We start from the raw sequence: 18,460 nt of genomic DNA, 5'->3' as shown, positions 1-18,460 counted from the left end.
CGCTGACATCAACCTGCCCGGTCGAGCGGCGGCACGCTAGGAGCACCGCGTATCCCTTCCGCCCGAGGACTGGAATACGCCTTGTGAGCAGGGAGAACGGGATGCAGCAGGAGACGGGGCCGGAGGACTTCGCGGCGGCGATGCGCCGCCTGCGGACCGAACGCGGACTGTCACTGGCCGAGCTGGCGATCGCGACCCGGTACAGCAAGAGCCACCTGTCCAACGTGGAGCACGGCCGCAAGCGCCCGCACCGCGATCTCGCCGAGCTGCTCGACCGCGTACTGAAGGCGGGAGGCGAGCTGCGTCATCTGTGTGAAGCGCCCGCACCCCGTCCGGGCCAGCGGACTGGGCCGTGCCCCTACCGTGGACTCGCCGTGTTCGAGCAGGGTGACGCCCGCTGGTTCTTCGGGCGTGAGAAGGCCACCGCGCTCCTGGCGGGCCGGGTGCGACAGGCGGCGCGGGACGGTGGCCCTGTTGTGGTCGTCGGCGCCTCGGGGGCAGGTAAGTCCTCGCTGCTGCGGGCCGGGATGCTGTGCCAGGCGGCGGAGGGATCCCTGGGAGGCGGGGACTGGCAGGGTGTGGTGGTCACCCCTGGACCCCGACCTGTCCAGGCCCTGGCCGACGCCCTCGCCCCAGCAACGCACTGCAGCAAGGAGGTCATCGCCGAGCAGATCCGGGTCGGCGATCCTCCGCCGGGTATGGACCGGATCCTGCTGGTCGTGGACCAGTTGGAGGAGGCGTTCAGCCTCTGCGAGGACCCTGCGGAGCGCACCGTCTTCCTCGACGCGTTGTGCGCCGTACCGCTAGGCGTCCTCGCGGTGCGCGCCGACTACGTCGACCACTGCCTCACCCACCCCGGCCTGGTGGCCGCGCTGCAGCGGCCCGTCGCACTCGGCGGCATGAGCCGCAGCGAACTCACCGAGGCGATCGAGCGGCCCGCCGAGCTCGCCGGGCTTGCTGTGGAGCCCGGCCTGGTGGACGTCCTCCTGCGGGATCTGGATCCTGGCGGCCACGGATACGATCCCGGTGCCCTCCCCTTGCTCTCTCACGCGCTGCTCACCACCTGGCAGCAGCGCACCGGCAAGCGCCTGACCATCGCCGGGTACCACCGGACCGGCGGCATCCGGGGCGCCGTCGCCGAGACCGCCGAACGCACCTACCTCGACCTCTCCGGCGAGGACCGGGCCGCCGCCCGGTGCCTGATGCTGCGTCTGGTGCGGGTCGGGGAGGAAGGGTCGGATACCCGCCGCCGCGCCGACCGTGGCCACCTGGGCATGGAGGAGGAGCGGGCGCTGGCCGCCTTCACCCAGGCCCGGCTGCTCACCGTGGACGGCACCGCAGTGGAGATCTCCCACGAGGCGCTGCTACGGGCCTGGCCCCGACTGGCCGGCTGGATCGACGCCGACCGGGACGGCATCCGCACCCATCAGAGACTGGCCGAGGCAGCCAGGACCTGGAAGGAGGCTGACCGCGCTCCCGAACTGCTGCTGCAGGGCGCCGGGCTGGCCGTCGCCGTGCAGTGGGCGGCCGACCGTCCCCATCAGGCCGAGGAGATCGAAAGGGAATTCCTGGCCGCGAGCACCCGTGAGGCACGCAGGGGACTGCGCCGACTGCGCCGCGCCCTCGCCGCCCTGGTCGGCCTGACGGTGCTGCTGATGGCGGTTGCCGGGTTCGCCGTCGACCGAGGGCTCACGGCGGCCGGCCAGGCGCGGCAGGCCACGGCCCGGGCCATGGCCGAGAGAACCACCGTGCTCCGCGCCACGGATCCGGCCCTCGCCGCGACGCTCGCTCTGGCCGCCTATCGCACCGACCCCGGTGAGGATCAGGCACGGCAGGCACTGCTGAGCAGTTCCGGGAGGCCCTATCCGCAAGTGATCACCGGCAACGGGGCAGCGGTGTCCGCCTTCGCCGCCGGACGCCAGGGCAGCGCCGCCGAGCGCCTCTTCGCGACGGGCTCCCAGCAGGGACTGGTGCGGCTGTGGCGGCTGCACGGCGCCGTTCCCCGGCCGAGCGCCGAGCTGAGTCTCGGCAGCGACCATCCCGTCTTCGGCCTCGGCTTCACCCACGACGGACGTGCCCTGGTCATCGCCAACCCCCAAGAGGTCCGCGTCTGGTGGCTGCGGGGAACCCGACGCCTGCTGCCCGGTCCGCGGCTTCACTCCTCCGGCGATGTCCGCGACGCCCGCATGTCGCCTGACGGGCGCCTGTTCGCCGCCGCATACCACGACGGCACACTGCGCTTGTGGGACCTCACCGACCCTCACCATCCCGGACCGGTACGGGAACTGACTGCCGACCGCAGGCGCCTGGTGTCGGTGTCGTTCAGCCGCGACGCCTCCCGCATCGCCACCGGCGACAGCGACGGCGCGGCCGTCATCTGGGCGCACACCGCGCACGGCAGCTACCGCGCCGTCGACGTCGAGCCGTTCACCCAAGCAGTAGTCGAGGCTGCCCTCGCCCCCGACGGCAGACACCTCGCCGTCAGTCTCGCCGATGGGGCCCTGTGGCTGTGCGACCTCGACAGCCGCGGTGCCTGCCCGAGGCCGCGCATCGCCCCATACGGGGGCAACTACGCCGCCGGGCTCGCCTACAGTCCGGACGGCACCCGACTCGGCGAGGCCGACGCCCTCGGCCCGCTCCGGCTGCGCGACCCGCGCACCGGCCACGTCCAGCTCACCCTCCTCAGCCCGCGCCCCCTCCAGTCCCTGACCTGGGCACCCGACCGGCCCGTCCTGTTCACCGGCTCCGCGGACGGCGGCGCCGCCCACCTCTGGTATTTCCCGCTGCCCTTGCTCCTCGGCCACACCAACGAACTCACCAGCATCGCCGTACGCACCGAACACGGCCTCGCCGCCACGGCAAGCCACGACCACACCGTGCGTCTCTGGTCGATCCACGACCCGGACCACCCCGTGGCCCGAAGCGTGCTGGCCCACCACGGCCCAGTGACAGCCGTGGCCCTCGCCCCCGACGGCCGTCGCGTGGCCGCGGGCACCAAGGACGGCAACGTCCACCTCTGGGACACCGCCGACCCCACGGGCCCCCTGCACACCGACCACCGACTACGCGAGCGGGTCTCGTCCCTCGCCTTCACCCCGGACGGCCGTCGACTGGCCGCCGCCTCCACCAGCGGCAGCACCGCTCTGTGGGACCTGACAGGCAAACAGGACCACCTCACCCGCCGGGGGTTGTTCACCGACGCAAAGGTCACCGGGGTCAGCGACGTTGCCTTCGCCGCCGGCGGGCGTCTGCTCGTCACGGCGGACAGCGACCAGCGGGCCCGGATCTGGGACGCCCGAGCCCAGGGAACGGTACGCAGCCCGCTCCACCGACTGCCCGGTCACGACTCCCTCGTGACCACGGTCGCGACTGGCGGACCACTCCTGGCGACCGGGGCCAAGGACGACACCGTCCGGCTGTGGCAATTCGACCTACAGCACCCCTTGCGCCGCCCGGCCCCAGCGTCCGGCGCACTCCGCCCCCACACAGCCCACCTCGTGGGACTCGCGTTCACCGCCGACGGCCACACCCTCCTGAGCGCGGCGCAGGACGGCACCGCCATCGTGTGGAACACCACGCAGCCCCAACGCCCCACCGTCACCAACACCCTGCACAGCCCAGGCGAGACCTTCACCGACGCCGCGATCTCCGCCGACGGAGACCAGGTGTGGACCACCGCCGGCTTCACCGGCCGCCGCTGGGCCACGGATCCGGCGCACACGGCGGACCTCATGTGCGCGAGGGCAGACACGCTGCCCGCCCGGCGTGAATGGGAAAGCCGACTACCGGACTTCGCATACCGGCCGCTGTGCGGATAACGGCCCCTGCGGCTGCGTGGCAGCTCTGGAACTCCTGCGCGCCCTCGTCGGTGCCGCCGTTCGCGTCGAGGTAGACGTCCCGGGCGTCGAGGTTCCCCCACAGAGCCGAGCACGTGGTGCCCTCGTACGGGCAGAGGGCGGCACAGACCGAGCCGCTCGCCGTGGCCCCGGACGCCGTCAGCGTGGCGGAGCCGTCGGTGGTGAGGGTGCGCACGGACGTGGTGTCCGCGGTGGCGTTCGGGTCGTCCTCGGCGACACGCAGGCTGGCGCGGCTGAGCGCGATGCCCGTCTTGGCGTTCTCCACCGCCGGGGCCTGCTGGACCTTCGCCTGCTTCAGCGTGCCGTCCTCGGCCTGGCTCACCCGCCGCACCCACCAGTCGGTGACTTCGGCGCCGCCGGTGACCAGCGCGCAGGAGCGGGGTCTGGGACGGCGCAGGTCCGGGAGACGGACGTCGTCCGGGCCGGCTGTCCTGGCGATTGCGCAGGTCGGGCCGCGCCGCTGTCAACCATGACCGTCCGCTCCTGTGGGCACGCCGTGGGAGCAGACCGAGGCCGCGCGAATGTTGGTGGCGTATCCTTCTTTGTACATCACCAACATCACCAACTTCGTGCAGGAGGTGCCGCGTGTCTGTGACCCAGATCGACATCGACGACGACGCTCTGGAACGTGCCATGGCTTTGTCCAAGGTCAGGACCAAGAAGGAGGCAGTCAACCTCGCCCTGCACTTCTATGCCGAGCAGCAGGAGCGTGCGGCGCGCATCAGCCGCCACTTTGAGCGTGCGCGTGAATGGGGTGCCGTCGAGGACGCGGAGCGTCTGCACCGGGCGGAGAAGAACAGCTCGTGATCTACCTGCTCGACACCTCCGGTCTGGTCCGGCTGCTCCGCGATCCAAAACTGCAGTCGGCCTGGTACGACGCGATCGACGCCGGGGTCATCGCATCCTGCTATGTGCAGCGCGCCGAGTTCCTCCACAGTGCCCGGAACGGACGCGAGTACGACGAGATCACGGAGATGTTCACCGACCTCTACCCCGATGCGGCCGTACCGAAGAACGCGGGGCGCTGGATCGGTGCGGTGCAGCACCGTATGGCCCGGGCCGGAGAGCATCGCAGTGCCTCGGCGGTGGACCTCGTCATCGCCGCGACCGCAGCCCATCACGGACTGGCTGTCCTGCACGACGATGCCGACTACCGCGCCATTGCCCGGCACGCATCCGACCTGACCGAACACAACATCCACGACATCGTCTGAGAGGTTTCCACCGTGCCTGCGTCAGGCGAGGGTGGCGGACCATGTCGTCACGCCGGAGAACCGTAAACGCCATCCGTCTCTCCGAGGGGACGGACAAGCTGAGAGCTCACAGACGTGGCGGATGGGGCGGACACAGCGAAACTGCAGGTCCGCGGCGGGGTCCGAAACGGTGAGCCTGCCATGGCGCCGAGAACTCGTGCCCTCCACGTGCCCGATCTTCGTGCATCTTCAGACAGGTCTCCGCCGGAAAGTCCCCGCCAATAGACAAGCCCCAGGTCGCTGACCTGAGGCTTCAAGAAGAGCGGGTGACGAGAATCGAACTCGCGCTCTCAGCTTGGGAAGCTGATGTTCTACCATTAAACTACACCCGCGTAAGACGCCGACTGGTGTCGACCGGACCAGCGCCGGAACGCACCGTCACTTTACCCCATGTCCCGCCCCCGGCGCTGAAGCCCTGGGGGCCTCAGCGCGTTTCAGGGGTGGGACATGGCTGCGGGGCGCGGGAGTTGGGGCGTACGGTGGAGGCGTGGGAGAGGGTCCGGGTGGGTCGGGGTGCCGCCTGGAGAGTCGTTCCTTTGATCCCGTAACGTGGCTTTTGTCGTCAGGCAAGTAGTAGCCAGACGCGGCTCTTGGGGAAGGGACTCGTGGACTTGATGGAGCGCACCGTCGTCCGATGTGCCGATGGGCACGTGTTCAGCACCGCTTCGTTCCCGATGCAGCAGGCCGAGCGGCTCGGCCCTGGTCGGCTCGTTCGATGTCCACGGTGTGCCCGGCTTCGCAGTGTGGTGCCGGTGACCTTGGAAAAGCGGTAGAGAAGCAGTGGACAAGCAGTAGGCGAGCAGTAGACAAGCAGTCGCTGTACCGGCGCGCGGTCGTCCGATGGTGGGCGGTCCGCGCGCCTTGCGTATCCTCGGGGCGTGCTTCTCTCAGACAAGGACATCCGGGCCGAGATCGACGCCGGGCGGGTACGGATCGATCCCTACGACGAATCCATGGTGCAGCCGTCGAGCGTCGATGTGCGGCTGGACCGCTACTTCCGGGTGTTCGAGAATCACCGGTACCCGCACATCGACCCCTCCGTCGAGCAGGTGGATCTCACGCGGCTCGTCGAGCCGGAGGGGGACGAGCCGTTCATCCTGCACCCTGGGGAGTTCGTCCTCGCCAGCAGCTACGAGGTCATCACGCTTCCCAATGATCTTGCCTCGCGGCTGGAAGGGAAGAGCTCCCTCGGACGGCTCGGGCTGGTCACTCACTCCACCGCCGGGTTCATCGACCCGGGGTTCTCCGGGCACGTGACGCTCGAGTTGTCCAACCTCGCCACCCTGCCCATCAAGCTCTGGCCGGGCATGAAGATCGGGCAGCTGTGTCTGTTCCGGCTCACCTCGCCGGCCGAGTTCCCGTACGGCAGTGAGCGGTACGGGTCGAGGTACCAGGGGCAGCGGGGTCCCACCGCCTCCCGGTCCTTCCTCAACTTCCACCGGACCCAGGTGTGAGCGGCATGAGCGACGTGCCCGATGTTTCTCCCATACGCGAGAACCTCACCTACGAGGGGTTCGGCGTCGCCGTCCGCGAGCTCGCGCAGACCATCGCCGACGACGGGTACGAGCCCGACATCGTGCTCAGCATCGCCCGCGGGGGCGTCTTCGTCGCCGGCGGGCTCGCCTACGCCCTCGACTGCAAGAACATCCACCTCGTGAATGTGGAGTTCTATACGGGCGTCGGGACCACCTTGGACATGCCGGTCATGCTCGCGCCCGTCCCCAACACCATCGACTTCTCCGCGAAGAAAGTGCTCATCGCGGACGACGTCGCCGACACCGGCAGGACGCTCAAGCTCGTGCACGACTTCTGCGTGGACGCCGTCGCCGAGGTGCGTAGCGCCGTCATCTACGAGAAGTCGCAGTCGCTCGTGAAATGCGAGTACGTGTGGAAGCGCACCGACGACTGGATCAACTTTCCGTGGAGTGTCGACCCGCCCGTCGTGCGGCGGTCGGGACAGGTGCTCGACGCCTGACCCGACCGACTGTGACAGTGAGAAACCGAACTAGACCGAACTAGAAGGTGCCCAGCTTCACGATCGACAGCAACGCGATCAGCTGGATCGCCGACGCGCCCAGGGCCTTCGGCCAGGGCAGGTCGTGGGAGCGGCTGACCATGACGGTCAGCAGGGCGCCGGCCGCGACCCAGGTGGCCCAGCCCAGGATCTGGACGAAGCCGGCGTTGCCGCCGAAGAACATCGCGACGACCAGGCGGGGGGCGTCCGTGAGCGACATGATCAGCATCGAGAGGCCGACCGTCGGCTGCCAGGCGCCGTCGCCGCCGAGCTGGCGGGCCAGGGTGTGGGTGACCACGCCCAGGACGAAGGAGCTCAGCACCAGCGCCACGGCGGTGACCAGGACGATGGGCACCGCGTTCGACAGTGTCGCGTTGATCGCGTCCTCGCGGGCGCCGTCGAAGCCGAAGACCGCGAGTAGGCCGTAGAGGAAGGTCACGATGAGGGCTGGGCCCCACATCGTGTAGTCGCGCATCCGGAGGAAGGTCTGGTTGGGGGACGTGAGGATGCCCCTCAGCAGCTCCTTCCAGTGCAGGCGCGGGCCGAGCGGGGCCGCCGGGGCCGAGCCCGCGCGGTAGGTGTCGCCCTGGTTGTAGGGGTCCTCGCCGACCGAGAACGCCTGGGTGTGGCCCGGCTGGTTGGCCGCGTAGGGGTCCGGGCCGCCCTGGGGCGCGTACGCCGGGTCGTCGCCGAAGTACTCCGGTTCGCCGCCGCCCTGGCCGCCGTACCCTCCGTGCCCGCCATGACTCCCGCCGTGCCCGCCCTGACCGCCGTTCGCCTGCGGCCACGGACTGCCGCCGCCGCGGCTACCGCCGTACGGCGGCTGCTGCTGCGGGTACGGCTGCGGCGCCGGCGGGTAGCCGTACGATGACGGTCCCTGGGGCGTCTGCCGTCCGTGCGGGGGTTGTTGCGGTCGCGCTTGCGGGGCGGTGCGGTTGTCCCGGCCGCCGCGTCCGATCCTGAATCCAGCCACGCTCTCGAACGTACCTGGTCCCGGAGAGTCACGTGTCGGGCCCGGCGTTTCGGACCTGCCTTTGCGGCCGAGCTGTGACATCCCCTAAGGGGACCCTGAGGAGGTATGGCCCTCAGGGGGATTCCCGGGTGTCGCTACGGGGAGCACAATGCGCGGGCCGACCGCGGGACGGTGACCGCGCCGCCGGTCAGGCCGGATGCGCCGCCCTTCGCGTCGCGGTGGCCGCCACGGTGGCGTACGGCATCGCGAAGCCGCCGCCCCTGGCGTCGATGGCCGCTCCGACGCCCTCCAGCACCTGCGCCAGCTTGTCCGGCGGGAGCTGGGTGAAGGCGCCCTGGGTGGGCATCTGGTCCAGCCACTCGTCCCGGGTGTAGGTCCGCTCCCAGTCGAACCGCCACCGCTCCGGGGCGTCGAACGCGCCCGCCTCCCGGATACCGTCGGCGGCCTTGTCGAGCATGATCTGGTACGAGTCCACGGCGGGCCTCGCCAGCGCCGCACGGAAGTCGAACGGTGCGTCGGGCATGACGCGTTCGCAGACCTCGGCGACGGCTTCCGCCACGTCGGGCGGCAGTTGGAACGCGTGCCAGAACGGTGCCAGCCGGCCGCCGGGCCGCAGCACTCGCGCGGCCTGCGCCGCTCCCGCGACCGGGTCGATCCAGTGCCAGGCCGTCCCGGCGACGACCACGTCGAACTCCCGGCCTGCCGGGTCCCAGGCCTCGAACGTCGCCACCTCGACCTCGACACCGAGCCGTCGCGCCAACTCGGCCATCCGTACGTCGGGTTCGACGCCGAGGACTCGGCAGCCGGCCGCCTGGAACTGGCGGGCGGCGATTCCGGTGCCGCAGCCGACGTCCAGGACCGCAGGAGTGGCGGGGGCGGTGGTGAGGATCCGGTGGATCAGGGCGTCGGGGTAGCGGGGGCGGGTGCGGTCGTAGCGCTCGGCGTCCGTGCCGAACGACTCGGCCATCTGCCGGGCCTGATGAGGTTCCTGCGGAGGCCGATCGGGTTCCTGCGGGGTCTGATCGGGTTCCTGCACGGTCCGATCGGGTCCCTGCGGGTCGTGATCGGGCTCGTGTGGGGAAGGGTTCGGTTGCTCACGGGGCTTAGTGGGCATGCGCCCACTATCCTGAGCGAGGATCCGATCGTCAATGGGTCGTCAATGGGTCAATGGGCGAGCGCCCACTCGTGAAGGGAGACGTGCGACATGCCGACCGGGGTGGCCATGCGCGACGCGCGCCGGCAACTGTTCGACGCCGCCGAGCGCATCCTGCTCCGCGACGGCCCGACCGCGCTCACCAGCCGGGCGGTCACCACGGAGGCGGGCTGCGCCAAAGGGGTCCTGCACCGGCACTTCGCCGACTTCGACGCCTTCCTCGCCGAGCTCGTGCTGGACCGCATCGCCCGGCTCGAGGGCCAGTCGGCGGCGCTGCGCGCGGCGGCCGGGACCGGCACCGTCGTCGACAACCTGGCCGACGCGCTGACGGAGCTGTTCGAGTCGGTCGCCGTGGCGATCGTCGGCCTGATCGTCTTCCGGGACGATCTACGGAGCCGGCTGCGGGCGGCCGGCGCGACCGGCGTCCCTCTCCTCGCGGAGGCCACGGCCATGATCGCCTCCTACCTCACCGCCGAGCGCGCTCGCGGACGCCTCGCGACGGACGCCGACGTCGACACACTCGCCCCCACCCTGATCGGGGCCGCGCATCTGCTGTTCGCCGACCGGGAGAGCGGTCCGCCGGACGCGGGGGCGGTGCGCAAGGTGGTGCGTACGGTCGTCGGGGGCGCGGTGCGATAGGCGTGGGCGGGACGGAAATCGTTCGCCGGCCGCGAGCGCACACTTCTACCCTGGGGCAGGTGATGACAGCTGACGACGTGTTGTTCGTCCTGACCCTGTTACGTCAGGCGAAGGTGGATGTCTGGATCGGCGGGGGATGGGGGATCGACGCGCTGATCGGTGAGCAGACCCGCAACCATCGCGACCTGGACCTGCTGCACCGACAGGACCACGAGGGCGCCGCGGTGGCGGCCCTCTCCGAGGCGGGTTTCGTGGAGAGTCAGGACGGGAGGCCGATCCGGTTCGTGGTGACGGCTCCGGACGGGCGGGAGATCGACCTTCATCCGCTGGTCCTCGCCGAGGACGGCTCCGGGGTACAGGCATCACCCGAACCGGAGCGCCCATTCATCTATCCCGCCTCGTGCTTCGTGACGGGCACGATCAAGGGCGAGCCTGTGCCATGTCTGTCCGCCGAGCAGCAGGTCAACTTCCACCAGGGTTACGAGCCGTCGGAACGCGACCGGCACGACATGGCCCAACTCCGCCGCGTCTTCGGGATCGCCACGCACTTCTGATCCCCGAGGCCGGCAACAGAAAAGTGACGCCCCCTGCCCGGCGGGGCAGGAGGCGTCCGAACTCGTCGAGACCGTCGGTCACTTCACCGGCTGCGGCTCCGGCTCGCTCGCCACGCCCGTCTCGCCCGCCGGGGGCTCGTCGTCCGGGACCGGTGTCCTGACCGACTCCAGGAGCAGCTGGGCGACGTCGACCACCTGGATCGATTCCTTCGCCACGCCCTCGTTCTTCTTGCCGTTGACCGAGTCGGTCAGCATGACCAGGCAGAACGGGCAGGCCGTCGACACGATGTCGGGGTTGAGGGAGAGTGCCTCGTCAACCCGCTCGTTGTTGATGCGCTTGCCGATCCGCTCCTCCATCCACATCCGCGCACCACCGGCGCCGCAGCAGAAGCCGCGCTCCTTGTGGCGGTGCATCTCCTCGTTCCTGAGGCCCGGGACGTTGGCGATGATCTCGCGCGGAGGCGTGTAGATCTTGTTGTGCCGGCCCAGGTAGCAGGGGTCGTGGTAGGTGATGAGGCCCTCGACCGGGGTGACCGGGACCAGCTTGCCCTCGTCGATCAGGTGCTGGAGCAGCTGGGTGTGGTGGATGACCTCGTAGTCGCCGCCGAGCTGCGGGTACTCGTTGCCGATCGTGTTCAGGCAGTGCGGGCAGGTGGCGACGATCTTCTTCGCCGACTTCGGTTTCCTGGTCTCGGGGGACTCGTCGTCTTCCCCGAACGCCATGTTCAGCGAGGCCACGTTCTCCATGCCGAGTTCCTGGAACAGCGGCTCGTTGCCGAGCCTGCGCGCCGAGTCGCCCGTGCACTTCTCGTCCCCGCCCATGATCGCGAACTTGACGCCCGCGATGTGGAGGAGTTCCGCGAAGGCCTTCGTCGTCTTCTTCGCGCGGTCCTCCAGCGCGCCCGCACAGCCGACCCAGTACAGGTACTCGACCTCGGACAGGTCCTCGATGTCCTTGCCGACGACCGGCACCTCGAAGTCGACTTCCTTCGTCCACTCCAGGCGCTGCTTCTTCGCCAGGCCCCAGGGGTTGCCCTTCTTCTCCAGGTTCTTGAGCATCGTGCCCGCCTCGGACGGGAAGGAGCTCTCGATCATCACCTGGTAGCGGCGCATGTCGACGATGTGGTCGACGTGCTCGATGTCCACGGGGCACTGCTCGACGCAGGCACCGCAGGTGGTGCAGGACCACAGGACGTCCGGGTCGATGACGCCGTTCTCCTCCGCGGTGCCGATCAGGGGGCGCTCGGCCTCGGCGAGAGCGGCGGCGGGAGCGTCCGCCAGCTGCTCCGCGGACGCCTTCTCCTCGCCCTCCGCCGACTTGCCGCCGCCCGCCAGCAGATACGGCGCCTTGGCGTGCGCGTGGTCGCGCAGGGACATGATCAGGAGCTTGGGGGACAGGGGCTTGCCGGTGTTCCAGGCCGGGCACTGCGACTGGCAGCGACCGCACTCGGTGCAGGTCGAGAAGTCCAGCAGGCCCTTCCAGGAGAACTGCTCGACCTGGGAGACGCCGAAGACGTCGTCCTCGCCCGGGTCGGTGAAGTCGATCGGCCGGCCGGCCGAGGTCATGGGCTGGAGCGCGCCCAGGGCCGTACCGCCGGCGGACTCGCGCTTGAACCAGATGTTCGGGAAGGCCAGGAAGCGGTGCCAGGCCACGCCCATGTTCGTGTTGAGCGAGACCGTGATCATCCAGATCATGGTCGTGCCCAGCTTGATCATCGCGGTGAAGTAGACGAGGTTCTGGAGCGCCGTGACGCTCAACCCCTTGAAGGCCAGGACCAGCGGATACGACGCGAAGTACGCGGCCTCGTAGTGGTCGACGTGGTGCAGGGCGCCCTCGAGGCCGCGCAGCACGTAGATCGCCAGGCCGATGATGAGGATCACGTACTCGACGAAGTACGCCTGGCCCATCTTCGAGCCCGCGAAGCGCGACTTGCGGCCGGGCCGCGAGGGAAGGTTCAGCAGGCGGATCGCCATCAGGACCGCGATCCCGACGGTCGTCATCGCGGCGATGAACTCGATGTACAGCTCGTACGGCAGGAAGCCGCCGATCACCGGGAGCGTCCAGTCGGCCTCGAAGAGCTGGCCGTAGGCGGTGATGATGGTCGGCGGCAGGGTCAGGAAGCCGATCGCCACGAACCAGTGGGCGATACCGACGATGCCCCACCGGTTCATCCGGGTGTGCCCGAGGAACTCCTTCACCAGCGTCACACTGCGCTGGTAGGGGTTGTCGGTCCGGGCGCCGGCGGGTACGGGCTGGCCGAGCTTGAAGTACCGGACGAACTGACCGATGGCGCGTGCGAGCAGCGCGACGCCGACCACGGTCAGAACCAGCGACACGATGATCGCGGCGAGTTGCATTTCGGGGCTCCTCGGGCCTGCGAGGGGTTCTCGAGACTGCTCGGCGGTACGTCAGCGGTACTTCAGCGGTACCAAGCGGTCCGAGATTACTAAGCGGTAACTTATGCGGTTGGTCTGAGACTACCCCCATCCTCCGTCGCACTGTAGCCAGGAGTGCGGTGATCTGCGTCGCTGAGGGTCACCTTAAGATCCGATCGTGTTATTCACCTTGAAAGGGTATATACGACGCTAATTTAGACCCCGTGCTCTACGGGATCGCCGCCGCCGTCACCGCCCTGTTCCTCGCCGCCGTACTCGCCGCCCTCCTTCGTCTCCCCGCCCTGCGCCTCGGCATCCTCGACCGCCGGTGCCGCCGGCCGCTTCCGCTGGCCGGCGGTGCGGCCGTGGTGCTCGCCGTCGGGCTGGTGGCCGGCGTCGGGGACCGGACCGGGCTCGCCCCGCTCGGGCCCGACATCGGACGGCTGCTCGTCGCCGGGGCCGCCGTCGCCGCGCTCGGCCTGGTCGCCGACGTACGGCGGGTCAAGGCGCGGTTCCTGGTCGGCGGTACGGCCCTCGCGGCGGCGTGCGTGGTGCCGTACGAGGAGACCGGCGTCCTGGGCGGCCTGCTGGCCGTCGGCTGGATCGTCTTCGTGGCCGTCGGCTTCAAGGCGCTCGACCACGCGGACGGTCCGGCGGGCACCGTCGGGGTGGTGACCGCCCTCGGGGTGGGGGTCATGGCGGCGGCCGAGGTGATGGACGGGCTCGCGATGCTGCTGAGCGTGCTGGCCGCCGCGCTGACCGGGTTCCTCATGCACAACTGGCATCCCGCGCGCGTGGGACTCGGCGTGTGCGGGTCCCTGTCCGCCGGGTTCGTGCTCGCCTCGGCGGCCGTGTTCACCCGTACCGGCCATGAACTGGCGTCCAGCGCGGGCGTGTTGTTCGCGCTCGTGGCCGTGGCGGGCGCCGACCTCCTCCTCGTCGTGCTCTCGCGGCGGCTGGCCGGGCGGCCCCTGCTGCGCCGCGGCCCCGACCATCTCGGGCACCGGCTGCGGCGGCTCGGCCTCACCCAGCAGGGCGTGACGGTCGTGCTCGGTGTGGGGTCGTTCTGCGGGGTACTCGTCGCGGTCCTCGTGCATCTGGGATGGATCGCGGAGTCCGGGGTGTTGTGGGTGGCGCTGGGCGCCCTGGTGGCCGTACTCGCGCTGCTGTGCGTCAAGCCCCACGGTCATCACCTTCACGGCCACCCCCACGGGCGCTCCTACGGCCCTCGCCCCACCGCGTCTACGCAGGTCGGAGCCCGGTTGCGTGTAAGGAACGGATAAGAGTTGAGTCTGTGCGACTCAGGTCTGTTGACCGAGCGGGGGTCGTCGTGCACACTTGAGTCCGTTCCACTCAAGTCAGCTGGAGGAATCACAATGGCACGTGCGGTCGGCATCGACCTGGGCACGACTAACTCCGTCGTCAGCGTTCTGGAGGGCGGCGAGCCCACCGTCATCACCAACGCCGAGGGCGCCAGGACCACGCCTTCCGTCGTCGCCTTCGCCAAGAACGGTGAGGTGCTCGTCGGTGAGGTGGCCAAGCGGCAGGCCGTCACCAACGTGGACCGGACGATTCGTTCCGTGAAGCGTCACATGGGCACCGACTGGAAGATCGAGCTCGACGGGAAGCCCTTCAACCCGCAGCAGATCTCCGCGTTCATCCTGCAGAAGCTGAAGCGGGACGCCGAGTCGTACCTGGGCGAGAAGGTCACGGACGCGGTCATCACCGTCCCGGCGTACTTCAACGACTCCGAGCGTCAGGCGACGAAGGAAGCCGGCGAGATCGCCGGTCTCAACGTCCTTCGTATCGTCAACGAGCCGACCGCGGCCGCCCTGGCCTACGGGCTCGACAAGGACGACCAGACGATCCTCGTCTTCGACCTCGGTGGCGGCACCTTCGACGTGTCGCTCCTGGAGATCGGCGACGGCGTCGTCGAGGTGAAGGCCACCAACGGCGACAACCACCTCGGTGGTGACGACTGGGACCAGCGCGTCGTCGACTACCTGGTCAAGCAGTTCGCCAGCGGCCACGGCGTGGACCTCGGCAAGGACAAGATGGCGCTCCAGCGCCTGCGCGAGGCCGCCGAGAAGGCCAAGATCGAGCTGTCGAGCTCCACCGAGACCTCGATCAACCTGCCCTACATCACCGCGTCCGCCGAGGGCCCGCTGCACCTGGACGAGAAGCTCACCCGGGCTCAGTTCCAGCAGCTGACGGCCGACCTGCTGGAGCGCTGCAAGACGCCGTTCCACAACGTCATCAAGGACGCCGGCATCTCCATCAACGAGATCGACCACGTCGTCCTCGTCGGTGGCTCCACCCGGATGCCCGCCGTGGCCGAACTCGTCAAGGAACTGACCGCCGGTCAGGACGCCAACAAGGGCGTCAACCCGGACGAGGTCGTCGCCATCGGTGCCGCGCTCCAGGCCGGTGTCCTCAAGGGCGAGGTCAAGGACGTCCTGCTGCTCGACGTCACCCCGCTGTCCCTCGGTATCGAGACCAAGGGCGGCATCATGACGAAGCTCATCGAGCGGAACACGACGATCCCGACCAAGCGGTCCGAGATCTTCACCACCGCCGAGGACAACCAGCCCTCCGTGCAGATCCAGGTCTACCAGGGCGAGCGCGAGATCGCGGCGTACAACAAGAAGCTCGGGATGTTCGAGCTGACGGGCCTGCCGCCGGCCCCGCGCGGTGTCCCGCAGATCGAGGTCGCCTTCGACATCGACGCCAACGGCATCATGCACGTGACCGCGAAGGACCTCGGCACGGGCAAGGAGCAGAAGATGACCGTCACCGGCGGCTCCTCGCTGCCGAAGGACGAGGTCGACCGCATGCGCCAGGAGGCCGAGCAGTACGCGGACGAGGACCACCGCCGCCGCGAGGCCGCCGAGACCCGCAACCAGGGCGAGCAGCTCGTCTACCAGACCGAGAAGTTCCTCAAGGACAACGAGGACAAGGTCCCGGGCGAGATCAAGACCGAGGTCGAGGGCTCCGTCGAGGAGCTGAAGACCGCGCTCAAGGGCGAGGACACCGCCGAGATCCGCACCGCCACGGAGAAGGTCGCGGCCGTCTCGCAGAAGCTGGGCCAGGCGATGTACGCCGAGGCCGGGCAGGCCGCAGGCGGCGCCTCCGCCGACGCGGGAGCCGGTCCCGGCGCCGATGAGGCCAGGGCCGACGACGACGTCGTGGACGCCGAGATCGTGGACGACGAGCGCAAGGACGGTGCCGCGTGACGGAGGAGACCCCGGGCTTCGAAGAGAAGCCCGACGTCCCCTCCGGCGCCACCCCCGATGACGCCGAGCCGCAGGCCGCCTCCCCCTCGAACGGGGAGGGGGCGGCCCCGGCCGGGGACGCATCAGCACAACAGCAAGTAGCCGGCCTGACGGCCCAGCTGGACCAGGTACGCACGGCGCTCGACGAGCGCACCGCGGACCTCCAGCGGCTCCAGGCCGAGTTCCAGAACTACCGCCGACGGGTCGAGCGCGACCGGATCGCGGTCAAGGAGATCGCCATCGCGAACCTCCTGACCGAGCTCCTGCCCGTGCTCGACGACGTCGGCCGGGCACGGGAACACGGCGAACTCGTCGGCGGCTTCAAGTCCGTCGCCGAGTCGCTGGAGGTCATCGCGGCGAAGATGGGGCTTCAGCAGTTCGGCAAGGAGGGCGAGCCCTTCGACCCGACGATCCACGAGGCCCTGATGCACAGCTACGCGCCGGACGTCACCGAGACGACCTGCGTGGCGATTCTCCAGCCCGGGTATCGCTTCGGCGAGCGCACCATCCGCCCCGCGCGGGTGGCCGTGGCCGAGCCGCAGCCGGGAGCGCAGACGGTCAAGGTGGATTCTTCGGAGTCCGAGGAGACCGCCGACGACAAGGAGAGCGGTGGCCCGGACGAGGGCTGAGCTTGAACCAACGAGGAAGGAGGGACGTCGGGGATGAGCACCAAGGACTTCATCGAGAAGGACTACTACAAGGTCCTCGGCGTCCCCAAGGACGCCACCGAGGCCGAGATCAAGAAGGCGTACCGCAAGCTCGCCCGCGAGTACCACCCGGACGCCAACAAGGGCAACGCCAAGGCCGAGGACCGCTTCAAGGAGATCTCCGAGGCGAACGACATCCTCGGTGACCCCAAGAAGCGCAAGGAGTACGACGAGGCACGCACCCTCTTCGGCAACGGCGGCTACCGCCCGGGGCCGGGCACGGGCGGCGGCGGCTCCTTCAACTTCGACCTGGGCGACCTCTTCGGAGGCGGCACCCAGGGCGGCGGCGGGCCGGGCGGGGCCGGCGGAGCCGGCGGCTTCGGCGGCGGCATCGGTGACGTCTTCGGGGGCCTGTTCAACCGGGGCGGCGCGGGCCCGGGTACGCGTACCCAGCCGCGGCGCGGCCAGGACATCGAGTCCGAGGTCACCCTCAGCTTCACCGAGGCGATCGAGGGCGCGACGGTCCCGCTGCGGATGTCGAGCCAGCAGCCCTGCAAGGCCTGTTCGGGCACCGGCGACAAGAACGGCAACCCGCGCGTGTGCCCGACCTGCGTCGGCACCGGGCAGGTCGCCCGAGGCAGCGGCGGCGGCTTCTCCCTCACCGACCCGTGCCCGGACTGCAAGGGCCGCGGCCTGATCGCCGAGGAGGCCTGCGACGTCTGCCACGGCAGCGGACGGGCCAAGTCCTCGCGCACGATGCAGGTCCGCATCCCCGCCGGGGTCTCCCACGACCAGCGCATCCGCCTGCGCGGCAAGGGCGCACCGGGCGAGCGCGGCGGCCCGGCCGGCGATCTGTACGTCACGGTGCATGTCGACGCCCACCCGGTCTTCGGCCGCAAGGGCGACAACCTCACGGTGACCGTGCCGGTGACGTTCACGGAGGCGGCCCTCGGCGGCGAGGTCAGGGTGCCCACCCTGGGCGGCCCGCCGGTGACCCTCAAGCTGCCTGAGGGCACGCCCAACGGGCGCACCATGCGCGCCCGCGGCAAGGGCGCGGTCCGCAAGGACGGCACTCGCGGCGACCTGTTGGTCACCGTCGAGGTGAGTGTCCCGAAGGACTTGACGGGGAAGGCTCGTGACGCGCTCGAGGCGTATCGCGAAGCCTCTGCGGGTGAGGACCCGCGGGCGGAGCTGTTCCAGGCCGCGAAGGGAGCATGAGTCAGATGGACGGTCGTCGGCGCAACCCGTATGAACTGACCGAGGAGACCCCGGTCTACGTCATCTCGGTGGCGGCCCAGCTCTCCGGCCTGCACCCGCAGACGCTCAGGCAGTACGACCGCCTGGGCCTGGTCTCGCCCGACCGCACCCCGGGCCGGGGCCGGCGCTACTCGGCCCGCGACATCGAACTGCTGCGCACCGTCCAGCAGTTGTCGCAGGACGAGGGCATCAACCTGGCCGGCATCAAGCGGATCATCGAGCTGGAGAACCAGGTCGCCGCCCTTCAGTCCCGCGTGGCGGAACTCCAGGCGGCTCTGGAGGGCGCCGCGGCAGCGATGCAGCAGCGCGAGGCGGCGGTGCACGCCTCGTACCGCCGCGACCTCGTCCCGTACCAGGAGGTCCAGCAGACCAGCGCGCTGGTGGTGTGGCGGCCCAAGGGGCGGCAGACGTCGGACTGACCCGTGTGTAGGTGAAGTACGGGTGTATGTGAAGTACAAGGAAGGG

Annotated in this window: 16 protein-coding genes and 1 tRNA gene; 12 read left to right on the top strand and 5 right to left on the bottom strand. The window is 69.8% G+C overall.

The features are described 5' to 3' along the window. Window positions 1-101: 101 nt before the first annotated feature. The gene (locus AB0I77_RS44530; RefSeq protein ID WP_363288602.1) at window positions 102-3,818 is read left to right on the top strand and encodes a helix-turn-helix domain-containing protein; all 3,717 of its coding nucleotides are present in this window, start codon (window positions 102-104) and stop codon (window positions 3,816-3,818) included. Here the strand turns inward: AB0I77_RS44530 and AB0I77_RS44525 are convergent. Continuing rightward, entirely contained in the window at window positions 3,730-4,179 is a 450-nt protein-coding gene (locus AB0I77_RS44525) for a hypothetical protein (protein WP_363288601.1), read from the bottom strand. The genes AB0I77_RS44530 and AB0I77_RS44525 overlap by 89 nt on opposite strands. A gap of 263 nt (window positions 4,180-4,442) precedes the next feature. Here AB0I77_RS44525 and AB0I77_RS44520 point away from each other — a divergent pair, with 263 nt between their 5' ends. Both AB0I77_RS44520 and AB0I77_RS44515 read left to right on the top strand, forming a co-directional pair. Then, window positions 4,443-4,664: a type II toxin-antitoxin system VapB family antitoxin gene (locus AB0I77_RS44520; protein ID WP_328748947.1), complete on the top strand. Its 222-nt coding sequence runs from the start codon at window positions 4,443-4,445 to the stop codon at window positions 4,662-4,664. Next, window positions 4,661-5,071, top strand: a complete 411-nt coding sequence (locus AB0I77_RS44515) for a PIN domain-containing protein (protein WP_363288600.1) — start codon at window positions 4,661-4,663, stop codon at window positions 5,069-5,071. Before AB0I77_RS44520 ends, AB0I77_RS44515 begins: the two co-directional genes overlap by 4 nt. Window positions 5,072-5,371: 300 nt before the next feature. On the opposite strand, the gene AB0I77_RS44510 is transcribed toward AB0I77_RS44515, so the two are convergent. Next, a tRNA-Gly gene (locus AB0I77_RS44510) sits at window positions 5,372-5,442 on the bottom strand. Window positions 5,443-5,988: 546 nt separating this feature from the next. Here AB0I77_RS44510 and dcd point away from each other — a divergent pair. Both dcd and AB0I77_RS44500 read left to right on the top strand, forming a co-directional pair. Beyond that, window positions 5,989-6,564, top strand: coding sequence for a dCTP deaminase (gene dcd / locus AB0I77_RS44505; RefSeq protein ID WP_363288599.1), 576 nt, complete (start codon window positions 5,989-5,991; stop codon window positions 6,562-6,564). 5 nt (window positions 6,565-6,569) lie between these two features. After that, on the top strand, window positions 6,570-7,085 hold the full coding sequence (locus AB0I77_RS44500; protein WP_363288598.1) for a phosphoribosyltransferase: 516 nt from the start codon (window positions 6,570-6,572) through the stop codon (window positions 7,083-7,085). 40 nt (window positions 7,086-7,125) lie between these two features. Here the strand turns inward: AB0I77_RS44500 and AB0I77_RS44495 are convergent, their stop codons facing one another. Both AB0I77_RS44495 and AB0I77_RS44490 read right to left on the bottom strand, forming a co-directional pair. After that, window positions 7,126-8,178 (bottom strand): Yip1 family protein, encoded by a 1,053-nt coding sequence (locus tag AB0I77_RS44495; protein WP_363288597.1) that lies wholly within the window; start codon window positions 8,176-8,178, stop codon window positions 7,126-7,128. Between the two features lie 106 nt (window positions 8,179-8,284). Then, on the bottom strand, window positions 8,285-9,064 hold the full coding sequence (locus tag AB0I77_RS44490) for a class I SAM-dependent methyltransferase (protein WP_363288596.1): 780 nt from the start codon (window positions 9,062-9,064) through the stop codon (window positions 8,285-8,287). Between the two features lie 237 nt (window positions 9,065-9,301). Between AB0I77_RS44490 and AB0I77_RS44485 the strand changes: the two genes are divergently transcribed. Next, on the top strand, window positions 9,302-9,889 hold the full coding sequence (locus AB0I77_RS44485; protein ID WP_363288595.1) for a TetR family transcriptional regulator: 588 nt from the start codon (window positions 9,302-9,304) through the stop codon (window positions 9,887-9,889). A 62-nt stretch (window positions 9,890-9,951) separates the two neighbouring features. After that, window positions 9,952-10,443, top strand: coding sequence for an amino acid transporter (locus tag AB0I77_RS44480; RefSeq protein ID WP_363288594.1), 492 nt, complete (start codon window positions 9,952-9,954; stop codon window positions 10,441-10,443). A gap of 78 nt (window positions 10,444-10,521) precedes the next feature. Here AB0I77_RS44480 and AB0I77_RS44475 read toward each other — a convergent pair whose 3' ends face one another. After that, a complete protein-coding gene (locus tag AB0I77_RS44475; RefSeq protein ID WP_363288593.1) occupies window positions 10,522-12,801 on the bottom strand; it encodes a (Fe-S)-binding protein in 2,280 nt (759 codons plus the stop codon). A gap of 242 nt (window positions 12,802-13,043) precedes the next feature. Here AB0I77_RS44475 and AB0I77_RS44470 point away from each other — a divergent pair, with 242 nt between their 5' ends. The 5 genes from AB0I77_RS44470 to AB0I77_RS44450 all read left to right on the top strand — a co-directional run bounded on the left by AB0I77_RS44470 (window position 13,044) and on the right by AB0I77_RS44450 (window position 18,414). Continuing rightward, a complete protein-coding gene (locus tag AB0I77_RS44470) occupies window positions 13,044-14,102 on the top strand; it encodes an MraY family glycosyltransferase (protein WP_363288592.1) in 1,059 nt (352 codons plus the stop codon). 93 nt (window positions 14,103-14,195) lie between these two features. Beyond that, window positions 14,196-16,052 (top strand): molecular chaperone DnaK, encoded by a 1,857-nt coding sequence (gene dnaK / locus AB0I77_RS44465; protein ID WP_363288591.1) that lies wholly within the window; start codon window positions 14,196-14,198, stop codon window positions 16,050-16,052. Then, window positions 16,049-16,720 (top strand): nucleotide exchange factor GrpE, encoded by a 672-nt coding sequence (gene grpE / locus AB0I77_RS44460; protein ID WP_363288590.1) that lies wholly within the window; start codon window positions 16,049-16,051, stop codon window positions 16,718-16,720. The genes dnaK and grpE overlap by 4 nt, the downstream gene beginning before the upstream one ends. 33 nt (window positions 16,721-16,753) lie before the next feature. Further along, window positions 16,754-17,956, top strand: coding sequence for a molecular chaperone DnaJ (gene dnaJ / locus AB0I77_RS44455; RefSeq protein ID WP_363288589.1), 1,203 nt, complete (start codon window positions 16,754-16,756; stop codon window positions 17,954-17,956). A gap of 5 nt (window positions 17,957-17,961) precedes the next feature. After that, complete coding sequence (locus tag AB0I77_RS44450; protein ID WP_363288622.1) at window positions 17,962-18,414, top strand: helix-turn-helix transcriptional regulator; 453 nt, start codon at window positions 17,962-17,964, stop codon at window positions 18,412-18,414. Window positions 18,415-18,460: the final 46 nt, after the last annotated feature.

It is taken from the genome of Streptomyces sp. NPDC050619, from assembly GCF_040654815.1.
Classification (GTDB): domain Bacteria; phylum Actinomycetota; class Actinomycetes; order Streptomycetales; family Streptomycetaceae; genus Streptomyces.
The sequence above is the reverse complement of the archived record's forward strand: the minus strand, read 5'-3'. Positions and strand labels throughout refer to the sequence as shown.